This window comes from Pantoea sp. (assembly GCF_028283705.1).
Lineage (GTDB): Bacteria > Pseudomonadota > Gammaproteobacteria > Enterobacterales > Enterobacteriaceae > Pantoea.
Genome location: NZ_JAPWKD010000020.1, coordinates 82,053 through 102,621 on the forward strand (window position 1 = coordinate 82,053; position 20,569 = coordinate 102,621).

Below are 20,569 nucleotides of genomic sequence, written 5' to 3' on the forward strand. Positions count from 1 at the left end.
TATTATTGGGGTGTCGCCAAGCGGTAAGGCAGTGGATTCTGATTCCACCATTCCGGGGTTCGAATCCCTGCACCCCAGCCATACAAAAGACAATTTGAATTAACACCTATTGGGGTGTCGCCAAGCGGTAAGGCACCGGATTCTGATTCCGGCATTCCGGGGTTCGAATCCCTGCACCCCAGCCAAATTGCACAACAAAGCCCGCTTTTGCGGGCTTTGTTGTTTTCTGTGTTTGCTTATTTCGTCAGCCAGGAGCGCATAAATACGCTCCCTACATTCAGCGTAGTGTCGGCATTAATGCCGACCAGGATTACAGGCCCAACGCGTAACGCAGCACCTGACGCTTCAGTACCCCCGCATGCTCCGCTGCGATCAGCCCCAGATTACGAGCAAAACGCAGTGGCGGTAATTTATTGCTGAAGGCGAAGTAGAACAGGTCCATCCCACCCTGCATCAGCAAATTGTCTTTACGGCGCTGGCGATGATAACGCTGCAACACCGCCAGAGATGACCACAGTGCTGCCTGACTCCGCGCCTCTAGCAGTGTATCCAGCAACGCTTCGACATCACGGTAACCGAGATTGACGCCCTGCCCGGCCAGCGGATTGATAGTATGTGCCGCATCCCCCACCAGCGCCAATCCGGCGGTGACATAGCGCGTGGCGTGACGACGCACCAGCGGAAACGATGCGGCCGCTGTTACCTGAAACCGTCCGACACGCGCCGGGAAGTGAGCATGAATTTCTTTCTCCAGCTGGGGCAACGGCATGCTCTGCAACTGACGAATGCGTGAGGGAGCGTCATACCACACCAGCGAGGCATGACGGTCAAACAACGGCAGAAATGCGCGCGGCCCCTCTGGCGTGAACTGCTGCCAGGTGGCGTCTCCCGCTTCATGCTCGCATTCCACACTGATCAGCATGCAGGATTGCGCGTAGTTCCAGCCATGCACGCCAATGCCCGCCAGCTGACGTACGCGCGAATTGGCACCATCGGCCCCCACTACCAGCCGGGCATCCAGCGTGGTGCCGTTATCCAGCTGGACATGCCAGCCACCACTGTGTGGCAACAGATTTTCCAGCGTGGCTGGGGAGCACAACGTCACCCCATCTTCCTGCATTTTTTCCCACAACGCGCGTTGCAACACGCTATTTTCCACCATATAACCCAGCTCGGGCAGCCCAAGTGAGGCCGCATCAAAGGTGACGTGCGCGGTTTGCCACTCCCAGGTTTCAAGCTTGCGGTAAGGTGTACAGCGCATCGCCTGCACACGTGGCCAGACATTCAGCTGCCTGAGCAACGCTACCGAGGACGCGCCGATGGCTGAAACACGCACATCGGGTGCATGCGCCGCATCAAAAGGCGCAGGTTCGGCACGTTCGACAACCGCCACCCGAAACTTTTGCTGCGCCAGGCCGCAGGCCAGCGCCGCGCCGACCATACCGCCACCAATCACCACCACATCAAAATGTGAATCCTGCATTGCCTGTTCTCCCTCTTCTTACCGCAGCGTTCATTCTGCGAAGTGTACCGGAAATTCACGCCACAAACAGAAAAGCCCTTACCCTTATACTGGTCACAACAGCAGCAAAGCATTACAATACGCGCCCAGCACTTACCTGCACTGAATTGAATGGCTAGTCCGATGACCAAAAAACTGCATATCAAAACCTGGGGCTGTCAGATGAATGAGTATGATTCATCAAAGATGGCTGACCTGCTGAACAGCACCCACGGCTACACCCTGACTGAGGAAGCCGAAGAGGCAGATATTCTGCTGCTCAACACCTGCTCGATCCGTGAGAAGGCGCAGGAGAAGGTTTTCCATCAGTTAGGACGCTGGAAAAAGCTGAAAGATCATAATCCCGACCTGATCATTGGCGTCGGTGGCTGCGTCGCTTCACAGGAAGGCGATCATATTCGCCAGCGTGCGCCCTGCGTTGATATCGTGTTTGGTCCGCAAACGCTGCACCGCCTGCCCGAAATGATTAACACGGTGCGTGGCAGCAAAAGCCCGATTGTTGACATCAGCTTCCCGGAAATCGAGAAATTTGACCGTCTGCCGGAACCGCGCGCAGAAGGCCCAACCGCATTCGTTTCCATCATGGAAGGCTGTAACAAATACTGTACCTTCTGCGTGGTGCCTTACACCCGTGGCGAAGAAGTCAGCCGTCCGAGTGACGATATCCTGCTGGAGATTGCACAGTTAGCCGCGCAGGGTGTACGCGAAGTTAACCTGCTGGGCCAGAACGTAAACGCCTATCGCGGCGCAACCTTTGACGGCGATATCTGCACCTTTGCCGAGCTGCTGCGTCTGGTGGCGGCTATCGATGGCATCGACCGCATCCGTTTTACCACCAGCCACCCGATTGAATTCACGGATGACATCATTGATGTTTACCGTGATACGCCGGAGCTGGTCAGCTTCCTGCATTTGCCGGTACAGAGCGGTGCTGACCGCATCCTGACGCTGATGAAGCGTGCGCACACCGCCCTGGAATACAAAGCGATCATCCGTAAGCTGCGCGTTGCGCGTCCGGATATTGAGATCAGTTCTGATTTCATCATCGGCTTCCCGGGTGAAACTCAGCAGGATTTCGAGCAGACCATGAAACTGATTGGCGATGTCAATTTCGACATGAGCTTCAGCTTTATCTACTCCGCTCGCCCTGGCACGCCAGCGGCAGACCTGCCAGATGATGTGTCGGAAGACGAGAAGAAACAGCGCCTCTACATCCTGCAGGACCGTATTAACCAACAGGCAATGGCGATCAGCCGCCGTATGCTCGGCAGCGTACAGCGTATTCTGGTGGAAGGCACCTCACGTAAAAACGTGATGGAGCTGTCTGGCCGTACTGCCAACAACCGCGTGGTGAACTTCGAAGGTTCTGTCGCGATGATTGGTAAGTTTGTTGACGTCGAAATCGTTGATGTCTATACCAACTCGCTGCGTGGCAAAGTGGTCCGTACTGAAGACGAGATGGGTCTGCGTGTGGTGGAAAGCCCGGCTTCGGTCATTGCGCGCACGCGTAAAGAAAACGAAATCGGCGTCGGTCTTTTCCAGCCTTGAAACCCCGACCTTTGAGCGACAGCGCACAAAACGCTGTCGCCTGTTTCCCCAGGCAGCACTTGCATTCTGACGGTGCTGCCCAAATATTTCCCCTGATGCTTGCGCCCAGGCGTGACCCCATAAATAATTCCGTAATGATGCGTATGGCCTGCTGCCGCGTGTCGGATACATTTTTTCAACTGGCCCTGAGTGACCCAAAGGATTCATTTGAATATCGAAACTCGTGAAATCGCCCTTGAACCGGTAGATAACCGCCGCCTGCTCAGCCTGTGCGGCCCGTTTGATGACAATGTGAAACAGCTGGAACGGCGTCTGGGGATCGAAATCAACCGCCGTGATAACCAGTTTAAACTGGTTGGCCGCACCCTGTGCGTCAACGCAGCGGCAGATATTCTGCGCACGCTGTATGTCGATACGGCACCGGTGCGTGGCCAGATTCAGGATATCGAGCCAGAGCAAATCCATTTAGCGATTAAAGAAAGCCGCGTACTGGAACAAACCGCTGAAAGCGTACCGGAGTTCGGTAAAGCGGTGAATATCAAGACCAAGCGTGGTGTGATTAAACCCCGCACGCCGAACCAGGCACAGTACATCGCCAATATTCTCGATCACGACATCACCTTCGGTATCGGCCCGGCGGGTACCGGTAAAACTTATCTGGCGGTGGCTGCTGCGGTCGATGCCCTTGAACGCCAGGAAATCCGCCGTATTCTGCTGACGCGTCCTGCAGTTGAAGCCGGGGAGAAACTCGGTTTCCTGCCAGGCGATCTCAGCCAGAAGGTCGATCCCTATCTGCGCCCGCTGTATGACGCGCTGTTCGAGATGCTCGGATTTGAGCGGGTTGAGAAACTGATGGAGCGCAACGTGATCGAGGTTGCCCCTCTGGCCTATATGCGTGGTCGTACACTGAATGATGCTTTCATCATCCTGGATGAAAGCCAGAACACCACCATCGAACAGATGAAGATGTTCCTGACGCGTATTGGTTTTAACTCAAAAGCCGTCATTACCGGTGATGTCACGCAGATTGACCTGCCGCGACACACTAAATCTGGCCTGCGCCATGCGATTGAAGTGTTGTCGGAAGTGGATGAGTTAAGCTTTAACTTCTTCCACAGCGAAGACGTGGTACGCCATCCGGTGGTGGCTCGCATCGTTATCGCCTATGAAGCCTGGGAAGAAGCTGACCAGAAACGCCGTGACAAACAGGCAGAGGAGCGCAAACGTGAAGCGCTCGCCGCCACCCAACCCAGCCCGCAGGAGCCTTCATGAGCGCGGTAATTCTTGATTTACAACTGGCGTGTGCCGAAAGCCAGGGATTGCCCGACGAAGCCGCTTTCCAGCGCTGGCTGGAAGCGGCAGTCACGCCTTTTCAGCCGGAAAGCGAAGTCACCATTCGTCTGGTTGATGAAGCAGAAAGCCATGAACTCAATCTGACGTATCGTGGTAAAGACAAGCCCACTAACGTGCTGTCTTTTCCTTTCGAAGCTCCTCCGGGCATCGAACTGCCGCTGCTTGGCGATCTGATTATTTGTCGTCAGGTGGTGGAAGCGGAAGCCGCAGAGCAAGGGAAAACCGTGGAAGCCCACTGGGCGCATATGGTGGTCCACGGTACGCTGCATCTGCTGGGCTATGACCATATCGAAGATGACGAAGCCGAAGAAATGGAAGCACTGGAGACCGAGATAATGCTTGCCCTTGGTTATCCGGACCCGTACATTTCGGAGAAAGAAGACGCCTGAGCCCCTGGCTCAGGTATTTACGCTGCTGGCGCGGATGCCAGCAGTTTCCTTCCCTCACCAGAGAGAACTTAATAAAAACGCCATGAGCGACGACCATTCTCAAAACAGCGATGCACCCAGTAGTAAAAAGGGATTTTTTTCCCTGTTAATCAACCAACTGTTCCACGGCGAACCTAAAAACCGTGACGAACTGCTGGGGCTAATCCGCGATTCTGAGCAAAAAGAACTGATCGACCAGGACACCCGCGACATGCTGGAAGGGGTGCTGGATATTGCCGAACAACGCGTGCGCGACATCATGATCCCGCGTTCCCAAATGATCACCCTGAAACGTAACCAGAGCCTGGAAGAATGTCTGGCGGTGATCATTGAATCGGCCCACTCACGCTTCCCGGTGATCAGCGAAGATAAAGATCATGTTGAAGGCATTCTGATGGCCAAGGATTTGCTGCCCTTTATGAGCAGCGCCTCAGAACCATTCAGCATGGAGAAAGTGCTGCGCACCGCCGTGGTGGTGCCAGAAAGTAAGCGTGTCGACCGCATGCTGAAAGAGTTCCGTTCACAACGCTACCATATGGCGATTGTGATTGATGAGTTTGGCGGTGTGTCCGGTCTGGTGACCATTGAGGACATCCTCGAACTGATCGTCGGAGAAATTGAAGACGAATATGACGATGAAGAAGATCGCGATATCCGTCAGTTGAACCGCCACACTTATACAGTGCGTGCGCTGACGCCGATCGAAGACTTCAACGAAGTGTTCGGCACCGGTTTCAGTGATGACGAAGTGGATACCATCGGCGGTCTGGTGATGCAGGGATTCGGCCACCTTCCCGCACGCGGTGAAAGCATTGAAATTGATGGTTACCAATTCAAGGTCGCCATGTCTGACAGCCGCCGTATCATCCAGGTGCATGTAAAAATTCCGGAAGACTCGCCGCTCCCTCAACTGGATGACGAATAATTTTATGGCTTTAGCCTCTCTTTACTCGCGGCAGCGGGTTCGCCTGCTGCTGGCGTTAATAACGGGTGCCATCGGCACCCTTTCCTTTTCCCCTTATGATTTCTGGCCCGCCGCCCTGATTTCGCTGTTCGGCCTGCAACTGTTGTTGCTGGATCGCCGTACCGCGCAGGCTTCAGCCATCGGTTTTGCCTGGGGTTTTGGCCTGTTCGGCAGCGGCATTAACTGGGTGTACGTCAGCATCGCCACCTTCGGTGGTATGCCCGGACCGGTTAACGTGTTCCTGGTGGTGCTGCTGGCAGCCTATTTGTCTCTCTATCCAATGCTGTTTGCCATCCTGCTTAATCGCCTGTGGCCGCGTGCCACGCTATGGCGTCTGGCGGTAGCGGCTCCGGCATTATGGCAAATCACCGAGTTCCTGCGTGGCTGGATCCTGACGGGCTTCCCCTGGTTACAGTTCGGCTACAGCCAGATTGATGGCCCGCTGAAAGGACTGGCTCCACTGGCGGGCGTGGAAACCATCACCTTCCTGTTAATGGTGATTGCCGGTTTGCTGGTGTTTGCACTACATCAGCGCAGCGTGAAAAGCCTGGTTGCTGCCGTTTTGTTGTTACTGCTGCCGTGGCCGTTACGCATGTTGCAGTGGTATCAGCCACTGCCAGAGCGCAGCGTCGATGTCGCAATGGTTCAGGGCAATATTCCACAATCGATGAAATGGGATCCGCAGCAGTTGCTGAATACGCTGCGGGTTTACACCTCGTACAGCCAGCCGTGGATGGGCAAAGCACCGATCATTATCTGGCCGGAATCGGCGATTACCGACTTAGAAAGCAATCAGCAGCCGTTCCTGCATGCGCTGGATGAAGAACTGCGTGCGCGTGGCAGTTCACTGATCACTGGCATCGTCGATTCGCGTCTGGAAGGTGACAATCGTTACCATGATTACAACTCCGTAATTGTGCTGGGCGGCGAGCATCCTTACAGCTACCAGAGCCAGAACCGTTATCAGAAGAATCACCTGGTGCCCTTTGGTGAGTTTGTACCGCTGGAAGATTTGTTACGACCACTGGCCCCGTTCTTTGATTTGCCGATGTCGTCATTCAGTCGTGGAGCCTATATTCAGCCGCAATTAAAAGTGGCGGGCTACAACCTGACCAGCGCCATCTGCTATGAGATCGTGCTGGGCGAACAGGTACGTGCTAATTTCCGCCCGGACACCAATTTCCTGCTGACCGTGTCGAACGATGCCTGGTTTGGTCACTCCATCGGCCCGTGGCAGCACTTCCAGATGGCAAGAATGCGCGCGCTGGAGTTGGGTCGTCCGTTACTGCGTGATACCAACAATGGCGTTACCGCAGTGGTCAATGCCAACGGTGATGTTGAGAAGATGCTGCCGCAGTTCACGCGTGATGTGCTGTCAGCGAAAGTGACACCCACCACAGGTGAGACACCTTACGCCAAAGCCGGTGTATGGCCGGTATGGGTGCTGACCCTGCTGGGTGTGGTGCTGGGCCTGATCCGCCGTCGTCGCTGATTCGCCATTCCCTTCCTGAGGCGAAGCTCACCCTTCGCCTTTTTATCGCATTTTTCCGCTCCCTATCCCCCTGCTTTGCCGCATTCTCTGCTGGTTTCTTACACTCTTTAACTGCTTTGGCACGATCATTGCTATTTATTTCAGTGTTTTTCGTAAACATCAGCTTTTGTCAGCACATTGCCAAGGGTTACGCACCATAAAAAAGCGCCAATGCGCACTATTTTTGCGCAGAGGGGAAATTTTGCCTCTTATTGGTGCGGCGCGGCTCGCAAAAAAGAAACTTGTCTGTTTCATTGTGTTAACAATTCGCTATGTTAATCCTGAACTGCGCGCCATTGTGTGCGGGGATAACCAGAAAAGCAGCAGGAAATACACACAACATCACAAATATGCGTAGTAAATGTGCTGCGCGATATCCATACGAAGGAGTTGGAACATGCAGATGCGCAAAGTGGCACTATCTCTTCTGCTGTTAGGTGCAGCAGTGGGAACGGCCCAGGCGGAAGATCTCGCTGGCACCCTGAAAAAGATTAACGACAGCGGCGTGATTGTCGTTGGGCACCGTGAATCATCAGTTCCCTTTTCTTATTACGATAATCAGCAAAAAGTTGTGGGCTATTCACAGGACTACTCCAATGCGATTGTTGCTGCGATTAAAGCCAAACTGAACAAACCTGATCTGCAGGTAAAAATGCTGCCGATCACCTCGCAAAACCGTATTCCGTTGCTGCAAAACGGCACATACGACTTTGAGTGTGGTTCTACCACCAATAACCTGGAGCGTCAGCAACAGGCGGCTTTCTCTGACACCATCTTTGTCATCGGCACCCGTCTGATGGTGAAAAAAGGCGGCCCAATCCATGATTTTCCCGATCTGAAAGGCAAAACCGTGGTTGTTACTTCAGGTACCACCTCTGAAGTTCTGTTGCATAAGCTGAATGACGAGAAAAAAATGGATATGCGCATCATCAGCGCCAAGGACCACGGTGATTCCTTCCGTACCCTGGAAACGGGTCGCGCTGTTGCCTTTATGATGGATGACGCGCTGCTGGCGGGCGAACGAGCCAAAGCGAAGAAACCGGGTGACTGGGAAATCCTTGGCACGCCGCAATCCAAAGAAGCCTACGGCTGTATGATGCGTAAAGAAGACCCGCAGTTCAAAACGCTGGTTGACGACACCATTGTAAAAGCCCAGACCTCAGGTGAAGCCGCTAAATGGTTTGATACCTGGTTTAAACAGCCGATCCCGCCGAAAAATCTGAACATGAACTTTGAGCTGTCAGACGATATGAAAGCGCTGTTCAAATCACCGAACGATAAAGCACTCTAACTAACAACGACAACAAGGGCAGCCTCGCTGCCCTCTCGATTGCTGAAAACGCGGTGCGGACAGACAGACTCTCTCAGGTCGTTCCCCTGTAAAGAGTAAACAAGACACCGTTCATCAATCTTCTGGGTAGCTGAAGCTCAGCTACCCTTTTTTTACCGGAGCTATTATGGGTATCGACTGGAACTGGGGCATCTTTTTACAACAGGCCCCGTTCGGCAATACGACCTATCTCGGCTGGCTGTGGTCCGGTTTTCAGGTGACTATTGCCGTCTCCTGCTGCGCCTGGATTATCGCTTTCTTCGTAGGTTCCTTCTTTGGCATTCTGCGTACCGTGCCTAATCGCTGGCTTGCCACCCTCGGCACCTGCTACGTGGAATTATTTCGTAATATCCCGCTGATTGTGCAGTTCTTCTTCTGGTATCTGGTCGCACCGGAACTGGTGGGGCAGAGCCTCGGTATGTGGTTTAAATCGGAGCTGGATCCCAACATCCAATTCTTCTCTTCGTCGGTGATTTGCCTTGGGCTATTCACCGGCGCACGCGTGTCTGAACAGGTACGTGCCGCAATTCAGTCATTGCCGCGCGGGCAGAAAAATGCCGGTCTGGCGATGGGCCTGACCCTGCCGCAAACGTACCGCTATGTGTTGTTGCCGAACGCCTATCGCGTGATTGTGCCGCCGATGACGTCGGAGATGCTTAACCTGGTGAAAAACTCGGCCATCGCCTCCACCATTGGCCTGGTGGATATGGCTGCACAGGCCGGTAAGCTGCTGGATTACTCGGCACATGCCTATGAATCATTCACCGCCATCACCCTGGCCTACATTGGTATCAACGTGGTGATCATGCTGCTCATGAGTCTGGTAGAACGTAAAGTGCGTCTGCCCGGCAATGTGGGAGGGAAATAATGTACGATTTTGACTGGAGCTCAATTCCTCCCAGCCTGCCCTTCCTGCTGGAAGGTATGGTGATTACGCTCAAGATCACCGTCACTGCCGTGGTATTTGGCATCATCTGGGGCACCATTCTGGCGGTAATGCGCCTGTCCTCCATCGCCCCCATCCGCTGGTTTGCCAAACTGTACGTAAACCTGTTCCGTTCAGTACCGCTGGTTATGGTGCTGTTGTGGTTCTACCTGGTGGTACCAAGTTTTCTGCAACAGGTGCTGGGATTGTCGCCGAAAACCGATATCCGCCTGATCTCGGCGATGGTGGCTTTTTCGCTGTTTGAAGCTGCGTACTATTCGGAGATTATCCGCGCCGGCATCATCAGTATCGCGCGCGGTCAGTCCAATGCCGCTCTGGCACTGGGTATGACCCACTGGCAATCGATGCAACTGGTGATCCTGCCGCAGGCGTTTCGTGCCATGGTGCCGCTGTTGCTCACCCAGGGGATTGTTCTGTTTCAGGATACCTCGCTGGTTTATGTCCTCAGCCTGGCTGATTTCTTCCGTACCGCTTCAACCATTGGTGAGCGTGACGGTACCCAGGTCGAAATGGTTTTGTTTGCGGGCCTGGTTTACTTTGTCATCAGCCTGAGCGCCTCGCTGTTGGTTAGCTATCTGAAAAGAAAAAGGACGGTTTAAATGATTAGCCTGAAAAATGTTTCTAAGTGGTACGGGCACTTTCAGGTGCTGACCGATTGCTCCACCGAAGTCAAAACCGGTGAAGTGGTGGTGGTGTGCGGTCCGTCGGGTTCCGGTAAATCAACGCTGATCAAAACGGTAAATGGCCTGGAGCCGATTCAGCAGGGCAGCATTCAGGTCACGGGCATCGAAGTTAACGACAAAAAAACCAACCTCGCACAGTTACGCAGCAAGGTCGGGATGGTGTTCCAGCATTTCGAACTGTTCCCGCATCTGAGTATCGTTGACAACCTGACCCTGGCGCAGGTGAAAGTGCTGAAGCGTGACAAAAAGCTGGCGCGGGAAAAAGGCCTGAAACTGCTGGCGCGCGTTGGCTTATCTGCCCATGCGGATAAATTCCCTGGCCAGCTCTCTGGTGGTCAGCAGCAGCGTGTGGCGATTGCCCGTGCGCTGTGCATGGACCCGGTGGCGATGCTGTTCGATGAACCAACCTCCGCGCTTGACCCGGAAATGATCAACGAAGTGCTGGATGTGATGGTGGAACTGGCACAGGAAGGGATGACCATGATGGTGGTGACCCATGAAATGGGCTTTGCACGCAAAGTGGCTAACCGCGTGATCTTTATGGATGAAGGCAAAATTGTTGAAGACACCAATAAGGATGACTTCTTTAACAATCCGCAGTCGGATCGTGCCAAAGACTTCCTCGCGAAGATCTTGCACTAAATCGCGCCGCTACACGGAATGCATCGGGCAGCAACGCTGCCCGATGTTTTTTAGGGTTCAAACGGCTGGCGCTGGAAATGATCGTGCCCACATTCCGGGCAACGGGTTAGGGTTTCCGGGGTATAAATAGCGCGGGTAAACTGACATTTCTCGCATACCAGGTTTCCCAGCCCCACTACCTCACCGCTTTGATAGACACCGTGATGGCGCAGATCCTGAAACACCTCGCGCCACTCCAGCTGGCTCTTGTCGGTGATATCCGCCAGCTCCTTCCAGATACTCTCGCGAATCACCCGCATAAACACCGAATCGCCCAGCACGCTGGAAGACTCTTCATAGCTAAGGGCAAATTCCTGCAAATCTCGCCTGACGGCATGTAACACTTCATCAACCTGATCCGGCGTTAAATCCTGCTGCGCCAGTAGCCGCAGACGCGCACTGGCGACCAGCGCATCAATATCACGTTCACCGCGTTCCAGTCGCTGGGTTAATGCCGCTACCGTTGCACGATAGACCTGCGCCACGTTATTCATTTTGTTCTCCTTTCTGCTGCGAATGCTCTGATTAAGTTTAGTCACTTGCGAGTCAGGCCGCGGGGGAAATCGCAAAAGGGTGAATACGGCGGCGCATTCGGCAGAAATCGCCCAGGCAAAGGCGTGAAGTGTTGTTGAGGGGCTACCTTATGGGTATGCTATGCGGATCTAAAAGTACGCTAAGTGCGATATTCATTAAGGACCACAGGCAGCCATGCAAGAGCAATACCGCCCGGAAGAGATAGAATCCCGCGTCCAGCAGCACTGGGACGAAAATGAAACCTTTAAAGTGACCGAGCAGGAAGGCAAAGAGAAATACTACTGCCTCTCTATGCTACCCTATCCTTCCGGCCGCCTGCACATGGGCCATGTGCGTAACTACACCATCGGTGATGTGATTGCCCGCTACCAACGTATGCTGGGCAAAAACGTGCTGCAGCCAATCGGCTGGGATGCGTTTGGTCTGCCTGCTGAAGGCGCGGCGGTAAAAAACAATACTGCCCCGGCCCCCTGGACTTATGACAATATCCAGTACATGAAAAACCAGCTCAAACTGCTGGGTTTTGGCTATGACTGGAGCCGTGAACTGGCGACCTGCCAGCCTGAATACTATCGCTGGGAACAGTGGTTTTTCACCAAACTGTATGAAAAAGGTCTGGTTTACAAAAAGACCTCAGCGGTTAACTGGTGCCCAAATGATCTGACTGTGCTGGCGAACGAGCAAGTTATCGACGGCTGCTGCTGGCGTTGCGACACCAAAGTTGAGCGCAAAGAGATCCCGCAGTGGTTTGTCAAAATCACCGATTATGCAGAAGAACTGCTGAACGACCTCGACAAGCTGGAAGACTGGCCTGAGCAGGTTAAAACCATGCAGCGCAACTGGATTGGTCGCTCAGAAGGCGTGGAAATCACCTTTGATGTGGCCTTCAGCGCAGAAAAAGTCACGGTCTACACCACCCGTCCGGATACCTTCCTGGGTGCCACCTATGTCGCCGTCGCCGCAGGTCACCCGCTGGCACAGCAGGCCGCAGCGACCAACCCGGCGCTGTCTGACTTCATCGATGAATGCCGCAATACCAAAGTGGCTGAAGCTGATATGGCGACGATGGAGAAAAAAGGCATGGCCACCGGCCTGCATGTTATCCATCCGCTGACCGGTGAAGAGCTCCCGGTATGGGTTGCCAACTTTGTGTTGATGGAATACGGCACCGGTGCGGTGATGGCTGTTCCGGGCCATGACCAACGCGACTGGGAATTTGCCACTAAATATTCGTTGCCGATCAAACCGGTAATCCTGAACCTTGATGGCACCGAGCCAGATATCAGCGCCGCAGCGATGACCGAAAAAGGCTCGCTGTTCAACTCCGGCGACTACAACGGTCTCAGCCACGAAGCAGGCTTTAACGCCATCGCTGATGCGCTGGCCGCCAAAGGCGTCGGCGTGCGTAAAGTGAACTACCGTCTGCGCGACTGGGGTGTCTCCCGTCAGCGTTACTGGGGCGCACCGATCCCGATGGTGACGCTGGAAGATGGCACCGTGATGCCAACGCCGGAGGATCAACTGCCGGTGATCCTGCCAGAAGACGTGGTGATGGATGGTATTACCAGCCCGATTAAAGCTGACCCGGAGTGGGCAAAAACCACCGTAAACGGCCAACCTGCGCTGCGTGAAACCGATACCTTTGACACCTTTATGGAGTCATCCTGGTACTACGCGCGCTATACCTGCGCTAACTACAATGAAGGCATGCTGGATCCGGCTGCAGCAAACTATTGGCTGCCGGTCGATCAGTATGTGGGTGGTATAGAACACGCCATCATGCACCTGATGTATTTCCGCTTCTATCATAAGCTGCTGCGTGATGCGGGCCTGGTAAACTCTGATGAGCCAGCCAAACGTCTGCTGTGTCAGGGCATGGTATTGGCGGATGCCTTCTACTACGTCGGCGCTAACGGCGAGCGTAACTGGGTGTCTCCGGTAGACGTGAGCGTAGAGCGTGACGAAAAAGGTCGTATCGTCAAAGCTATCGACAATCAGGGCCGTGAAGTGGTTTACGCGGGCATGAGCAAAATGTCGAAGTCGAAAAACAACGGCATCGACCCGCAGTTGATGGTAGAACGTTACGGTGCTGATACTGTTCGTCTGTTCATGATGTTTGCTTCCCCGGCGGAAATGACGCTGGAGTGGCAGGAATCAGGCGTGGAAGGGGCAAACCGCTTCCTGAAACGTGTGTGGAAACTGGCTTACGAACACGTCGCAAAAGGCGCGACCACCGCGCTGGATGTCAACGCGCTGAACGATGATCAGAAAGCGCTGCGTCGCGATCTGCACAAAACCATCGCCAAAGTGGCGGATGATATTGGCCGTCGTCAGACCTTCAATACCGCGATTGCCGCGATTATGGAGCTGATGAACAAACTGATCCGCGCCCCGCAGGATAGCGACCAGGATCGTGCGCTGCTGCAGGAAGCGCTGATTGCCGTCACCCGTCTGCTGTATCCGTTCACCCCGCACACCTGCTACGTACTGTGGGAAGCGCTGGGCGGTGAAGGCAGTGTTGATGACGCCAGCTGGCCGCTTGCAGACGAAGCCGCTATGGTTGAAGATTCACTGCTGGTTGTAGTTCAGGTTAATGGCAAAGTGCGCGGCAAAATCACCGTTGCGCCCGATGCCACCCAGGAGCAGGTGCAGGCGCGTGCCGCGCAGGAGCATCTGGTGGCGAAATATCTGGAAGGCGTCACCATTCGTAAAGTGATTTATGTCCCCGGCAAACTGCTTAACCTGGTCGTAGGTTAAGTTCAGGAGGAACTGTGCGACAACTGATAATCAGGCTGTTTGTCCTGCTGGCGGTGATGATCACCGCTGGCTGTGGTTTTCATCCGCGTGGCACCACTCAGGTGCCCGCTGAAATGAAAACGCTGATCGTCTCCACTGGTGACCCTTATGGACCACTGGCGCGTACCGTCCGTCAGCAACTGCGCCTCAATAACGTGCGCATTGTTGATGACACCAAAGAGACGCGCAATAACGTGCCGACGTTACGTCTCGGCGGTGAAAACTTTGGTCGTGATACTGCCTCCATATTTATCAGCGGCACCACCGCTGAATATTCACTGGTGATGTCAGTGTCGGCTCAGGTACTGCTGCCAGGTAAAGGTATCTACCCGATCAGCACCACCGTGTATCGTTCTTTCTTCGACAACCCGAACGCCGCACTGGCGAAGGATGCCGAGCAGGACAAGATCATGCAGGAGATGCGTCAGCGTGCCGCCGAACAGCTGGTGCGCAAGCTGCTGACAGTGCATGCGGCACAGGAAAGCAACAAAGATACACTGCCGCAGCCTGAGACGATCTTACCCGGCGAAAGCTCACTGGAAGCACCTTCCTCGTCAGCTACCAGTCTGCAATGATCAGGATCTATCCTGAACAACTCAGCGCGCAACTCCGTGAGGGGCTGCGCGCCTGTTATTTTCTGACCGGTAATGAACCGCTGCTGATTCAGGAAAGCGCTGACGCCATTCGCACCGCGTCAACGGCTCAGGGCTTCGAAGAACATTTCAGTGTCACTCTGGATGCACAAACCAGCTGGGATGACCTGTTTGCCCGCTGCCAGTCGCTCAGCCTGTTTACCCAACGGCAGACACTGACGCTGCAATTCCCGGAAAATGGCCCGAACGCCGCGATGGCCGAGCAACTGGTCAAACTTGCCAGCCTGCTGCACAGCGATATCCTGCTGGTGCTGCGCATGGCGAAGCTGACCAAAGCGCAGGAAAACAGCGCCTGGTTTAAAGCGCTAAGTGCGCAGGCCGTGCTGGTGCCGTGCCAGACCCCCGAACAGGCCCAGTTGCCACGCTGGGTGGCAAATCGCGCCAAAGCTATGAAGCTGAGCGTCGATGATGCCGCAATCCAGCTGCTTTGCTACTGTTATGAAGGCAACTTGCTGGCACTGGCTCAGGCGCTGGAGCGCCTCTCGTTGTTATGGCCGGATGGCAAACTCACCCTGCCACGGGTCGAAGAAGCGGTAAATGATGCCGCCCACTTTACGCCGTTCCACTGGGTTGATGCCCTGCTGGCGGGCAAAAGTAAGCGCGCCCTGCATATCCTGCATCAGCTGGAGAAGGAAGACAGCGAAGTGGTGATCCTGCTGCGCAGCCTGCAACGCGATCTGCTGACGTTACTGCATCTGCAACGCCATCAGGCCCGACAACCGCTGCGCACGCTGATGGATCAACAACGTATCTGGCAGAACCGCCGGGCGCTGTTTATGGAGGCATTACAACGGCTGGATGCCCGTCGTTTACAGCGCGCGGTGCATCTGCTGGCGGAGCTGGAGCTGTCGCTGAAACAGGACTATGGTCAAAACCTGTGGCCGCAGCTGGAGACCCTATCGCTGCTGCTATGCCACCGTGATTTCCCGATGAGCTTTGCTGATGTCTGAACTTGACGCCCTGTTCGGCGGCACCTTTGATCCCATCCATTATGGACATCTGCATCCGGTCGAAGCACTGGCCCAGCAGATCGGCCTGAAAAAAGTCACTCTGCTGCCGAACAATGTACCGCCACATCGCCCGCAACCCCAGGCCAGTGCGCAACAGCGCGTCGCCATGTTGCACTGCGCCATTGCTGACCGCCCGTTGTTTGATATCGATACGCGCGAGCTGGAGCGGGAAACGCCATCGTGGACGGTGGCAACGCTGGAAGCATTGCGTGCACAACGTGGTGATCAGCAGCCCCTGGGGTTTATCATCGGCCAGGATTCTCTGCTAACGTTAGCCAAATGGCACCGCTGGCAGGATTTGTTGTCGCTGTGTCATTTGCTGGTGTGCAAACGCCCGGGTTATCCGGCGCAAATGGACACCCCTGAGATGCAGCAGTGGCTGGATCAGCATCTCGCGCGCGATGTGCAACAACTGCATCGCCTTCCGGCTGGCCTTATCTGGCTGGCCGATACGCCGCTTTTCGATATTTCAGCCACCGAGATCCGCAAGCGCCGCTTACAGGGCGAGTCCTGCGCGGATTTACTGCCCGCAGCGGTCATCGACTATATCGATCGCGCCGGCCTATACCTTAAATAATTCGGCTTGCAGGCTTGCTGACAGTTAACGCTCCTGCAATTTGATGTATAACGGGTATATATCGCGACCAATCGCGGCATGCTATACTGCGCCGCTTCATTTTTGGCTGCGTTTCCAGGGCATTCAGCCTGCCCGTAATCACCTGATTTAAGGGGAACCTTTTGCAAGGTAAAGCACTCCAAGAGTTCGTTATTGATAAGATTGATGATCTCAAAGGCCAGGATATCGTCGCGCTTGACGTTCAGGGCAAATCCAGCATCACCGATTGCATGATTATCTGCACCGGCACCTCAACCCGTCATGTGACCTCAATTGCTGACCATGTCATGCAGGAGTCACGCGCTGCTGGCCTGAAGCCATTAGGCGTTGAAGGCAAAGCGGCAGCCGACTGGGTGGTGGTCGATCTTGGTGACGTGATTGTGCACGTCATGCAGGAAGACAGCCGTCAGCTGTATGAGCTGGAAAAGCTCTGGAGCTAAGCGGTGAAATTGCAGCTTGTGGCCGTCGGCACCAAAATGCCGGATTGGGTTCAGACCGGTTTCACCGAGTATCTGCGCCGCTTCCCTAAAGATATGCCGCTGGAACTGACCGAAGTGCCAGCAGGCAAACGCGGCAAAAATGCTGACATCAAACGCATTCTTGAAAAAGAAGGTGAAGCGATGCTGGCGGCCGTGGGCAAAGGTAACCGCATTGTGACGCTGGATATTCCCGGGCAACCGTGGGAAACCCCGCAGCTGGCACAGCAGCTGGAGCGCTGGAAGCAGGATGGCCGCGATGTCAGCCTGTTGATCGGCGGGCCTGAAGGCCTGTCGCCTGCCTGTAAGGCGGCGGCAGAGCAAAGCTGGTCACTGTCGGCCCTGACGCTGCCACATCCGCTGGTGCGTGTGCTGGTGGCCGAGAGCCTGTACCGTGCCTGGAGCATCACCGCCAATCATCCTTATCACCGTGAATAAACGCCAGGCCAACCCCGGACATTAAACGCAGCGGATGAAATTACAAAGCAACGCTTTTCGCGATTACACTGCCGAACAAAAGCTGTTTGTCCGTCGGGCTTTGGTAGCCTTTTTCGGCATCCTGCTGCTTTCCGGTATTCTGGTGGTCAACCTGTACCACCTGCAAATTCTGCGTTTTGCTGATTACAGCACCCGCTCCAATGACAACCGCATCAAGCTGGTGCCGGTGGCACCGAGCCGCGGTATCATTTTTGATCGCAACGGCGTGCCGCTGGCGCTGAACCGCACCATTTATCAGGCGGAGCTGGTACCGGAAAAAGTCGATGACCTGAAGCAAACGCTACAGGACCTGCGCCCGATCCTCGATCTCACCGATGACGATTTGGACGCGTTCGAGAAAGAACGCAAGCGCTCTCGCCGCTTCACCTCCATTCCGGTCAAAACCGCCCTGAGCGATGTGCAGGTGGCGCGTTTTGCTGTAAATCAGTACCGCTTCCCGGGTGTGGAAGTGAAAGGCTACCAGCGCCGCTACTATCCCTACGGACAAACGCTGACCCATGTGGTGGGCTACGTGTCGAAAATTAACGATCGTGATGTCACGCGTCTCGATCAGGAAGGCAAATGGCCGAACTATGCGGCAACCCATGACATCGGCAAGCTGGGTATCGAAAACTATTACGAGGATGTGCTGCACGGCACCACCGGTTATGAAGAAGTCGAGGTGAATAACCGTGGCCGGGTGATCCGTCAGTTGCATGAACAATCACCTCAGGCCGGGCGCGATATCTATCTCACCATCGACCTCAAATTGCAGCAGTACATCGAAACGCTGCTGGCGGGCAGCCGGGCAGCAGTGGTAGTGAGCGATCCACGCAGCGGGGAAATCCTCGCACTGGTTTCAACACCAAGCTATGACCCAAATCTGTTTGTCGATGGTATCTCCAGCAAAGATTACAAAGCGTTGCTCAACGATGAAAATCGTCCACTTTATAATCGCGCCTTGCAGGCTGCCTACCCTCCGGCATCCACAGTGAAACCTTACGTCGCGGTATCAGCGCTCAGCGCCGGGGTGATTAACCGTAACACCAGTCTGTTTGACCCCGGCTGGTGGCAGTTACCGGGTTCTGAAAAGCGTTATCGTGACTGGAAAAAATGGGGGCATGGTCGTCTCAACGTCACCAAAGCACTGGAAGAATCCGCCGATACCTTCTTCTATCAGGTTGCCTATGACATGGGGATTGATCGCCTGTCAGAATGGATGACCAAATTTGGCTACGGCCATCGCACCGGCATTGACCTGCCACAGGAAAGCCCCGGCAATATGCCGACGCGTGACTGGAAGCTGAAACGCTTTAAGAAACCCTGGTATCAGGGCGATACCATCCCGGTGGGGATCGGCCAGGGCTACTGGACCGCCACACCGGTGCAGATGAACAAAGCGATGATGATTTTAATAAACGACGGGGTAATAAAAGTGCCGCATCTGTTGCACGCCACCCGTGAAGGCCACACCATGGTGCCGTATCGCCAGCCAGCAGATGAACCGATTGGCGATATCCACTCCGGTTTCTGGGAGATCGCCAAAGACGGGATGTATGGCGTTGCCAACCGTCCCAACGGGACTGCGCATAAGAGTTTTGCCGATGCCCCTTATAAAATCGCCGCCAAATCCGGTACGGCTCAGGTATTCGGTCTGAAAGAGAACGAAACCTATAACGCACACAAAATCGCTGAGCGTCTGCGTGACCACAAACTGATGACCGCCTTCGCGCCGTTTGATAAACCGCGTGTCGCTGTCACTATGATTCTGGAGAACGGCGGTGCGGGCCCGGCCGTCGGCTCGGTGATGCGTCAGATTCTCGACCACATTATGTTAGGCGATAACAATACGGTGCTGCCAGAAGCCGCACCGACGCCACCCGGTTACGAAGGTGAATAAGCATGTCCATGAACGATAGTCCGCAGAAAAGAACGATCTGGACGCGCATCCATATTGACCCCCTCTTTATGCTGGTGATCATCGGCCTGCTGGTCTACAGCGCTTTCGTTATCTGGAGCGCCAGTGGCCAGGATCCCGGCATGATGGAGCGTAAAATCGGCCAGATTGTGATGGGTCTGGTGATCATGATCGTGCTGGCGCAGGTGCCACCGCGCGTTTACGAGAGCTGGGCGCCCTATCTCTATATCATCTGCGTGATATTACTGATTGCCGTAGATGCCTTCGGCCATATCAGTAAAGGGGCGCAGCGCTGGCTGGATCTGGGCGTGGTGCGCTTCCAGCCGTCGGAGATCGCCAAAATAGCCGTGCCACTGATGGTGGCGCGCTTTATCAATCGCGATGTGTGTCCGCCAACGCTGAAGAACACCGGCATCGCACTGATCCTGATCTTTGCTCCGACCCTGCTGGTTGCAGCGCAGCCTGACCTGGGAACATCCATCCTGATCGCTGCATCAGGTTTGTTCGTGCTGTTCCTGTCTGGCATGAGCTGGAAATTGATTGGCGTTGCGGTGCTGCTGATTGCGGCGTTTATCCCGGTGCTGTGGTTCTTCCTGATGCACGATTATCAACGCGACCGCGTGATGATGCTGCTGAACCCCGAGAGCGATCCACTGGGTGCCGGTTATCACATCATTCAGTCCAAAATTGCCATCGGCTCAGGTGGCCTGCGCGGTAAGGGCTGGCTGCATGGCACCCAGTCTCAACTGGAGTTTTTGCCTGAACGCCATACTGACTTTATCTTTGCCGTGCTGGCAGAAGAACTGGGGCTGGTCGGCGTACTGCTGCTATTGGTGCTGTATCTGCTGCTTATTATGCGTGGTTTGATTATCGCAGCACGGGCACAAACCACCTTTGGTCGCGTGATGGCAGGAGGTTTGATGCTGATTTTATTCGTTTATGTTTTCGTTAACATTGGCATGGTTAGTGGTATCTTACCGGTGGTCGGCGTACCGCTGCCGCTGGTCAGCTACGGCGGATCGGCATTGATTGTACTAATGGCCGGATTTGGCATCGTCATGTCGATCCATACTCATCGAAAAATGTTATCTAAAAGCGTTTAA

At 54.7% G+C, this 20,569-nt stretch carries 19 protein-coding genes and 2 tRNA genes; 19 read left to right on the top strand and 2 right to left on the bottom strand.

Annotated features, from left to right (window positions below; genetic code table 11):
• Positions 1-6: 6 nt before the first annotated feature.
• Both PW844_RS18235 and PW844_RS18240 read left to right on the top strand, forming a co-directional pair.
• Positions 7-81 (top strand) — tRNA-Gln (locus tag PW844_RS18235).
• A gap of 29 nt (positions 82-110) precedes the next feature.
• Positions 111-185 (top strand) — tRNA-Gln (locus PW844_RS18240).
• A 125-nt stretch (positions 186-310) separates the two neighbouring features.
• On the opposite strand, the gene ubiF is transcribed toward PW844_RS18240, so the two are convergent.
• Positions 311-1,483 carry a 3-demethoxyubiquinol 3-hydroxylase gene (gene ubiF, locus PW844_RS18245; protein ID WP_299454832.1) on the bottom strand — a complete coding sequence of 391 codons (1,173 nt, stop codon included), beginning with the start codon at positions 1,481-1,483 and terminating at the stop codon, positions 311-313.
• 162 nt (positions 1,484-1,645) lie between these two features.
• Here ubiF and miaB point away from each other — a divergent pair, with 162 nt between their 5' ends.
• From miaB to PW844_RS18290, 9 genes are all read left to right on the top strand, one after another.
• Positions 1,646-3,070 (top strand): tRNA (N6-isopentenyl adenosine(37)-C2)-methylthiotransferase MiaB, encoded by a 1,425-nt coding sequence (miaB, locus tag PW844_RS18250; protein WP_299454834.1) that lies wholly within the window; start codon positions 1,646-1,648, stop codon positions 3,068-3,070.
• Positions 3,071-3,277: 207 nt separating this feature from the next.
• Positions 3,278-4,342 carry a PhoH family protein gene (locus tag PW844_RS18255; protein WP_084873452.1) on the top strand — a complete coding sequence of 355 codons (1,065 nt, stop codon included), beginning with the start codon at positions 3,278-3,280 and terminating at the stop codon, positions 4,340-4,342.
• Positions 4,339-4,812, top strand: coding sequence for an rRNA maturation RNase YbeY (ybeY, locus tag PW844_RS18260; RefSeq protein WP_299454875.1), 474 nt, complete (start codon positions 4,339-4,341; stop codon positions 4,810-4,812). The genes PW844_RS18255 and ybeY overlap by 4 nt, the downstream gene beginning before the upstream one ends.
• Positions 4,813-4,894: 82 nt before the next feature.
• On the top strand, positions 4,895-5,776 hold the full coding sequence (corC, locus tag PW844_RS18265) for a CNNM family magnesium/cobalt transport protein CorC (protein WP_084873446.1): 882 nt from the start codon (positions 4,895-4,897) through the stop codon (positions 5,774-5,776).
• Positions 5,777-5,780: 4 nt separating this feature from the next.
• On the top strand, positions 5,781-7,307 hold the full coding sequence (lnt, locus tag PW844_RS18270; protein WP_299454878.1) for an apolipoprotein N-acyltransferase: 1,527 nt from the start codon (positions 5,781-5,783) through the stop codon (positions 7,305-7,307).
• Between the two features lie 436 nt (positions 7,308-7,743).
• A complete protein-coding gene (locus PW844_RS18275; protein WP_084873443.1) occupies positions 7,744-8,637 on the top strand; it encodes an amino acid ABC transporter substrate-binding protein in 894 nt (297 codons plus the stop codon).
• 166 nt (positions 8,638-8,803) lie between these two features.
• Positions 8,804-9,544: an amino acid ABC transporter permease gene (locus PW844_RS18280; protein ID WP_299454885.1), complete on the top strand. Its 741-nt coding sequence runs from the start codon at positions 8,804-8,806 to the stop codon at positions 9,542-9,544.
• A complete protein-coding gene (gene gltK / locus PW844_RS18285) occupies positions 9,544-10,221 on the top strand; it encodes a glutamate/aspartate ABC transporter permease GltK (protein ID WP_299454888.1) in 678 nt (225 codons plus the stop codon). Before PW844_RS18280 ends, gltK begins: the two co-directional genes overlap by 1 nt.
• Entirely contained in the window at positions 10,222-10,947 is a 726-nt protein-coding gene (locus PW844_RS18290; protein ID WP_084873434.1) for an amino acid ABC transporter ATP-binding protein, read from the top strand.
• 50 nt (positions 10,948-10,997) lie between these two features.
• On the opposite strand, the gene PW844_RS18295 is transcribed toward PW844_RS18290, so the two are convergent.
• Positions 10,998-11,480: a zinc ribbon-containing protein gene (locus PW844_RS18295; RefSeq protein WP_299454891.1), complete on the bottom strand. Its 483-nt coding sequence runs from the start codon at positions 11,478-11,480 to the stop codon at positions 10,998-11,000.
• Between the two features lie 214 nt (positions 11,481-11,694).
• Between PW844_RS18295 and leuS the strand changes: the two genes are divergently transcribed.
• From leuS to mrdB, 8 genes are all read left to right on the top strand, one after another.
• The gene (gene leuS / locus PW844_RS18300) at positions 11,695-14,277 is read left to right on the top strand and encodes a leucine--tRNA ligase (protein WP_299454894.1); all 2,583 of its coding nucleotides are present in this window, start codon (positions 11,695-11,697) and stop codon (positions 14,275-14,277) included.
• A gap of 14 nt (positions 14,278-14,291) precedes the next feature.
• Entirely contained in the window at positions 14,292-14,891 is a 600-nt protein-coding gene (gene lptE / locus PW844_RS18305; RefSeq protein WP_299454897.1) for an LPS assembly lipoprotein LptE, read from the top strand.
• Positions 14,888-15,919, top strand: coding sequence for a DNA polymerase III subunit delta (gene holA / locus PW844_RS18310; protein WP_299454900.1), 1,032 nt, complete (start codon positions 14,888-14,890; stop codon positions 15,917-15,919). The genes lptE and holA overlap by 4 nt, the downstream gene beginning before the upstream one ends.
• Positions 15,912-16,556: a nicotinate-nucleotide adenylyltransferase gene (gene nadD / locus PW844_RS18315; protein WP_299454902.1), complete on the top strand. Its 645-nt coding sequence runs from the start codon at positions 15,912-15,914 to the stop codon at positions 16,554-16,556. The genes holA and nadD overlap by 8 nt, the downstream gene beginning before the upstream one ends.
• A gap of 161 nt (positions 16,557-16,717) precedes the next feature.
• Positions 16,718-17,035, top strand: a complete 318-nt coding sequence (gene rsfS / locus PW844_RS18320; RefSeq protein ID WP_084873416.1) for a ribosome silencing factor — start codon at positions 16,718-16,720, stop codon at positions 17,033-17,035.
• Between the two features lie 3 nt (positions 17,036-17,038).
• Positions 17,039-17,509, top strand: a complete 471-nt coding sequence (rlmH, locus tag PW844_RS18325; RefSeq protein WP_084873413.1) for a 23S rRNA (pseudouridine(1915)-N(3))-methyltransferase RlmH — start codon at positions 17,039-17,041, stop codon at positions 17,507-17,509.
• Positions 17,510-17,543: 34 nt separating this feature from the next.
• Positions 17,544-19,448 (top strand): peptidoglycan DD-transpeptidase MrdA, encoded by a 1,905-nt coding sequence (gene mrdA / locus PW844_RS18330; protein WP_299454907.1) that lies wholly within the window; start codon positions 17,544-17,546, stop codon positions 19,446-19,448.
• 8 nt (positions 19,449-19,456) lie between these two features.
• A complete protein-coding gene (gene mrdB, locus PW844_RS18335) occupies positions 19,457-20,569 on the top strand; it encodes a peptidoglycan glycosyltransferase MrdB (protein WP_299455006.1) in 1,113 nt (370 codons plus the stop codon).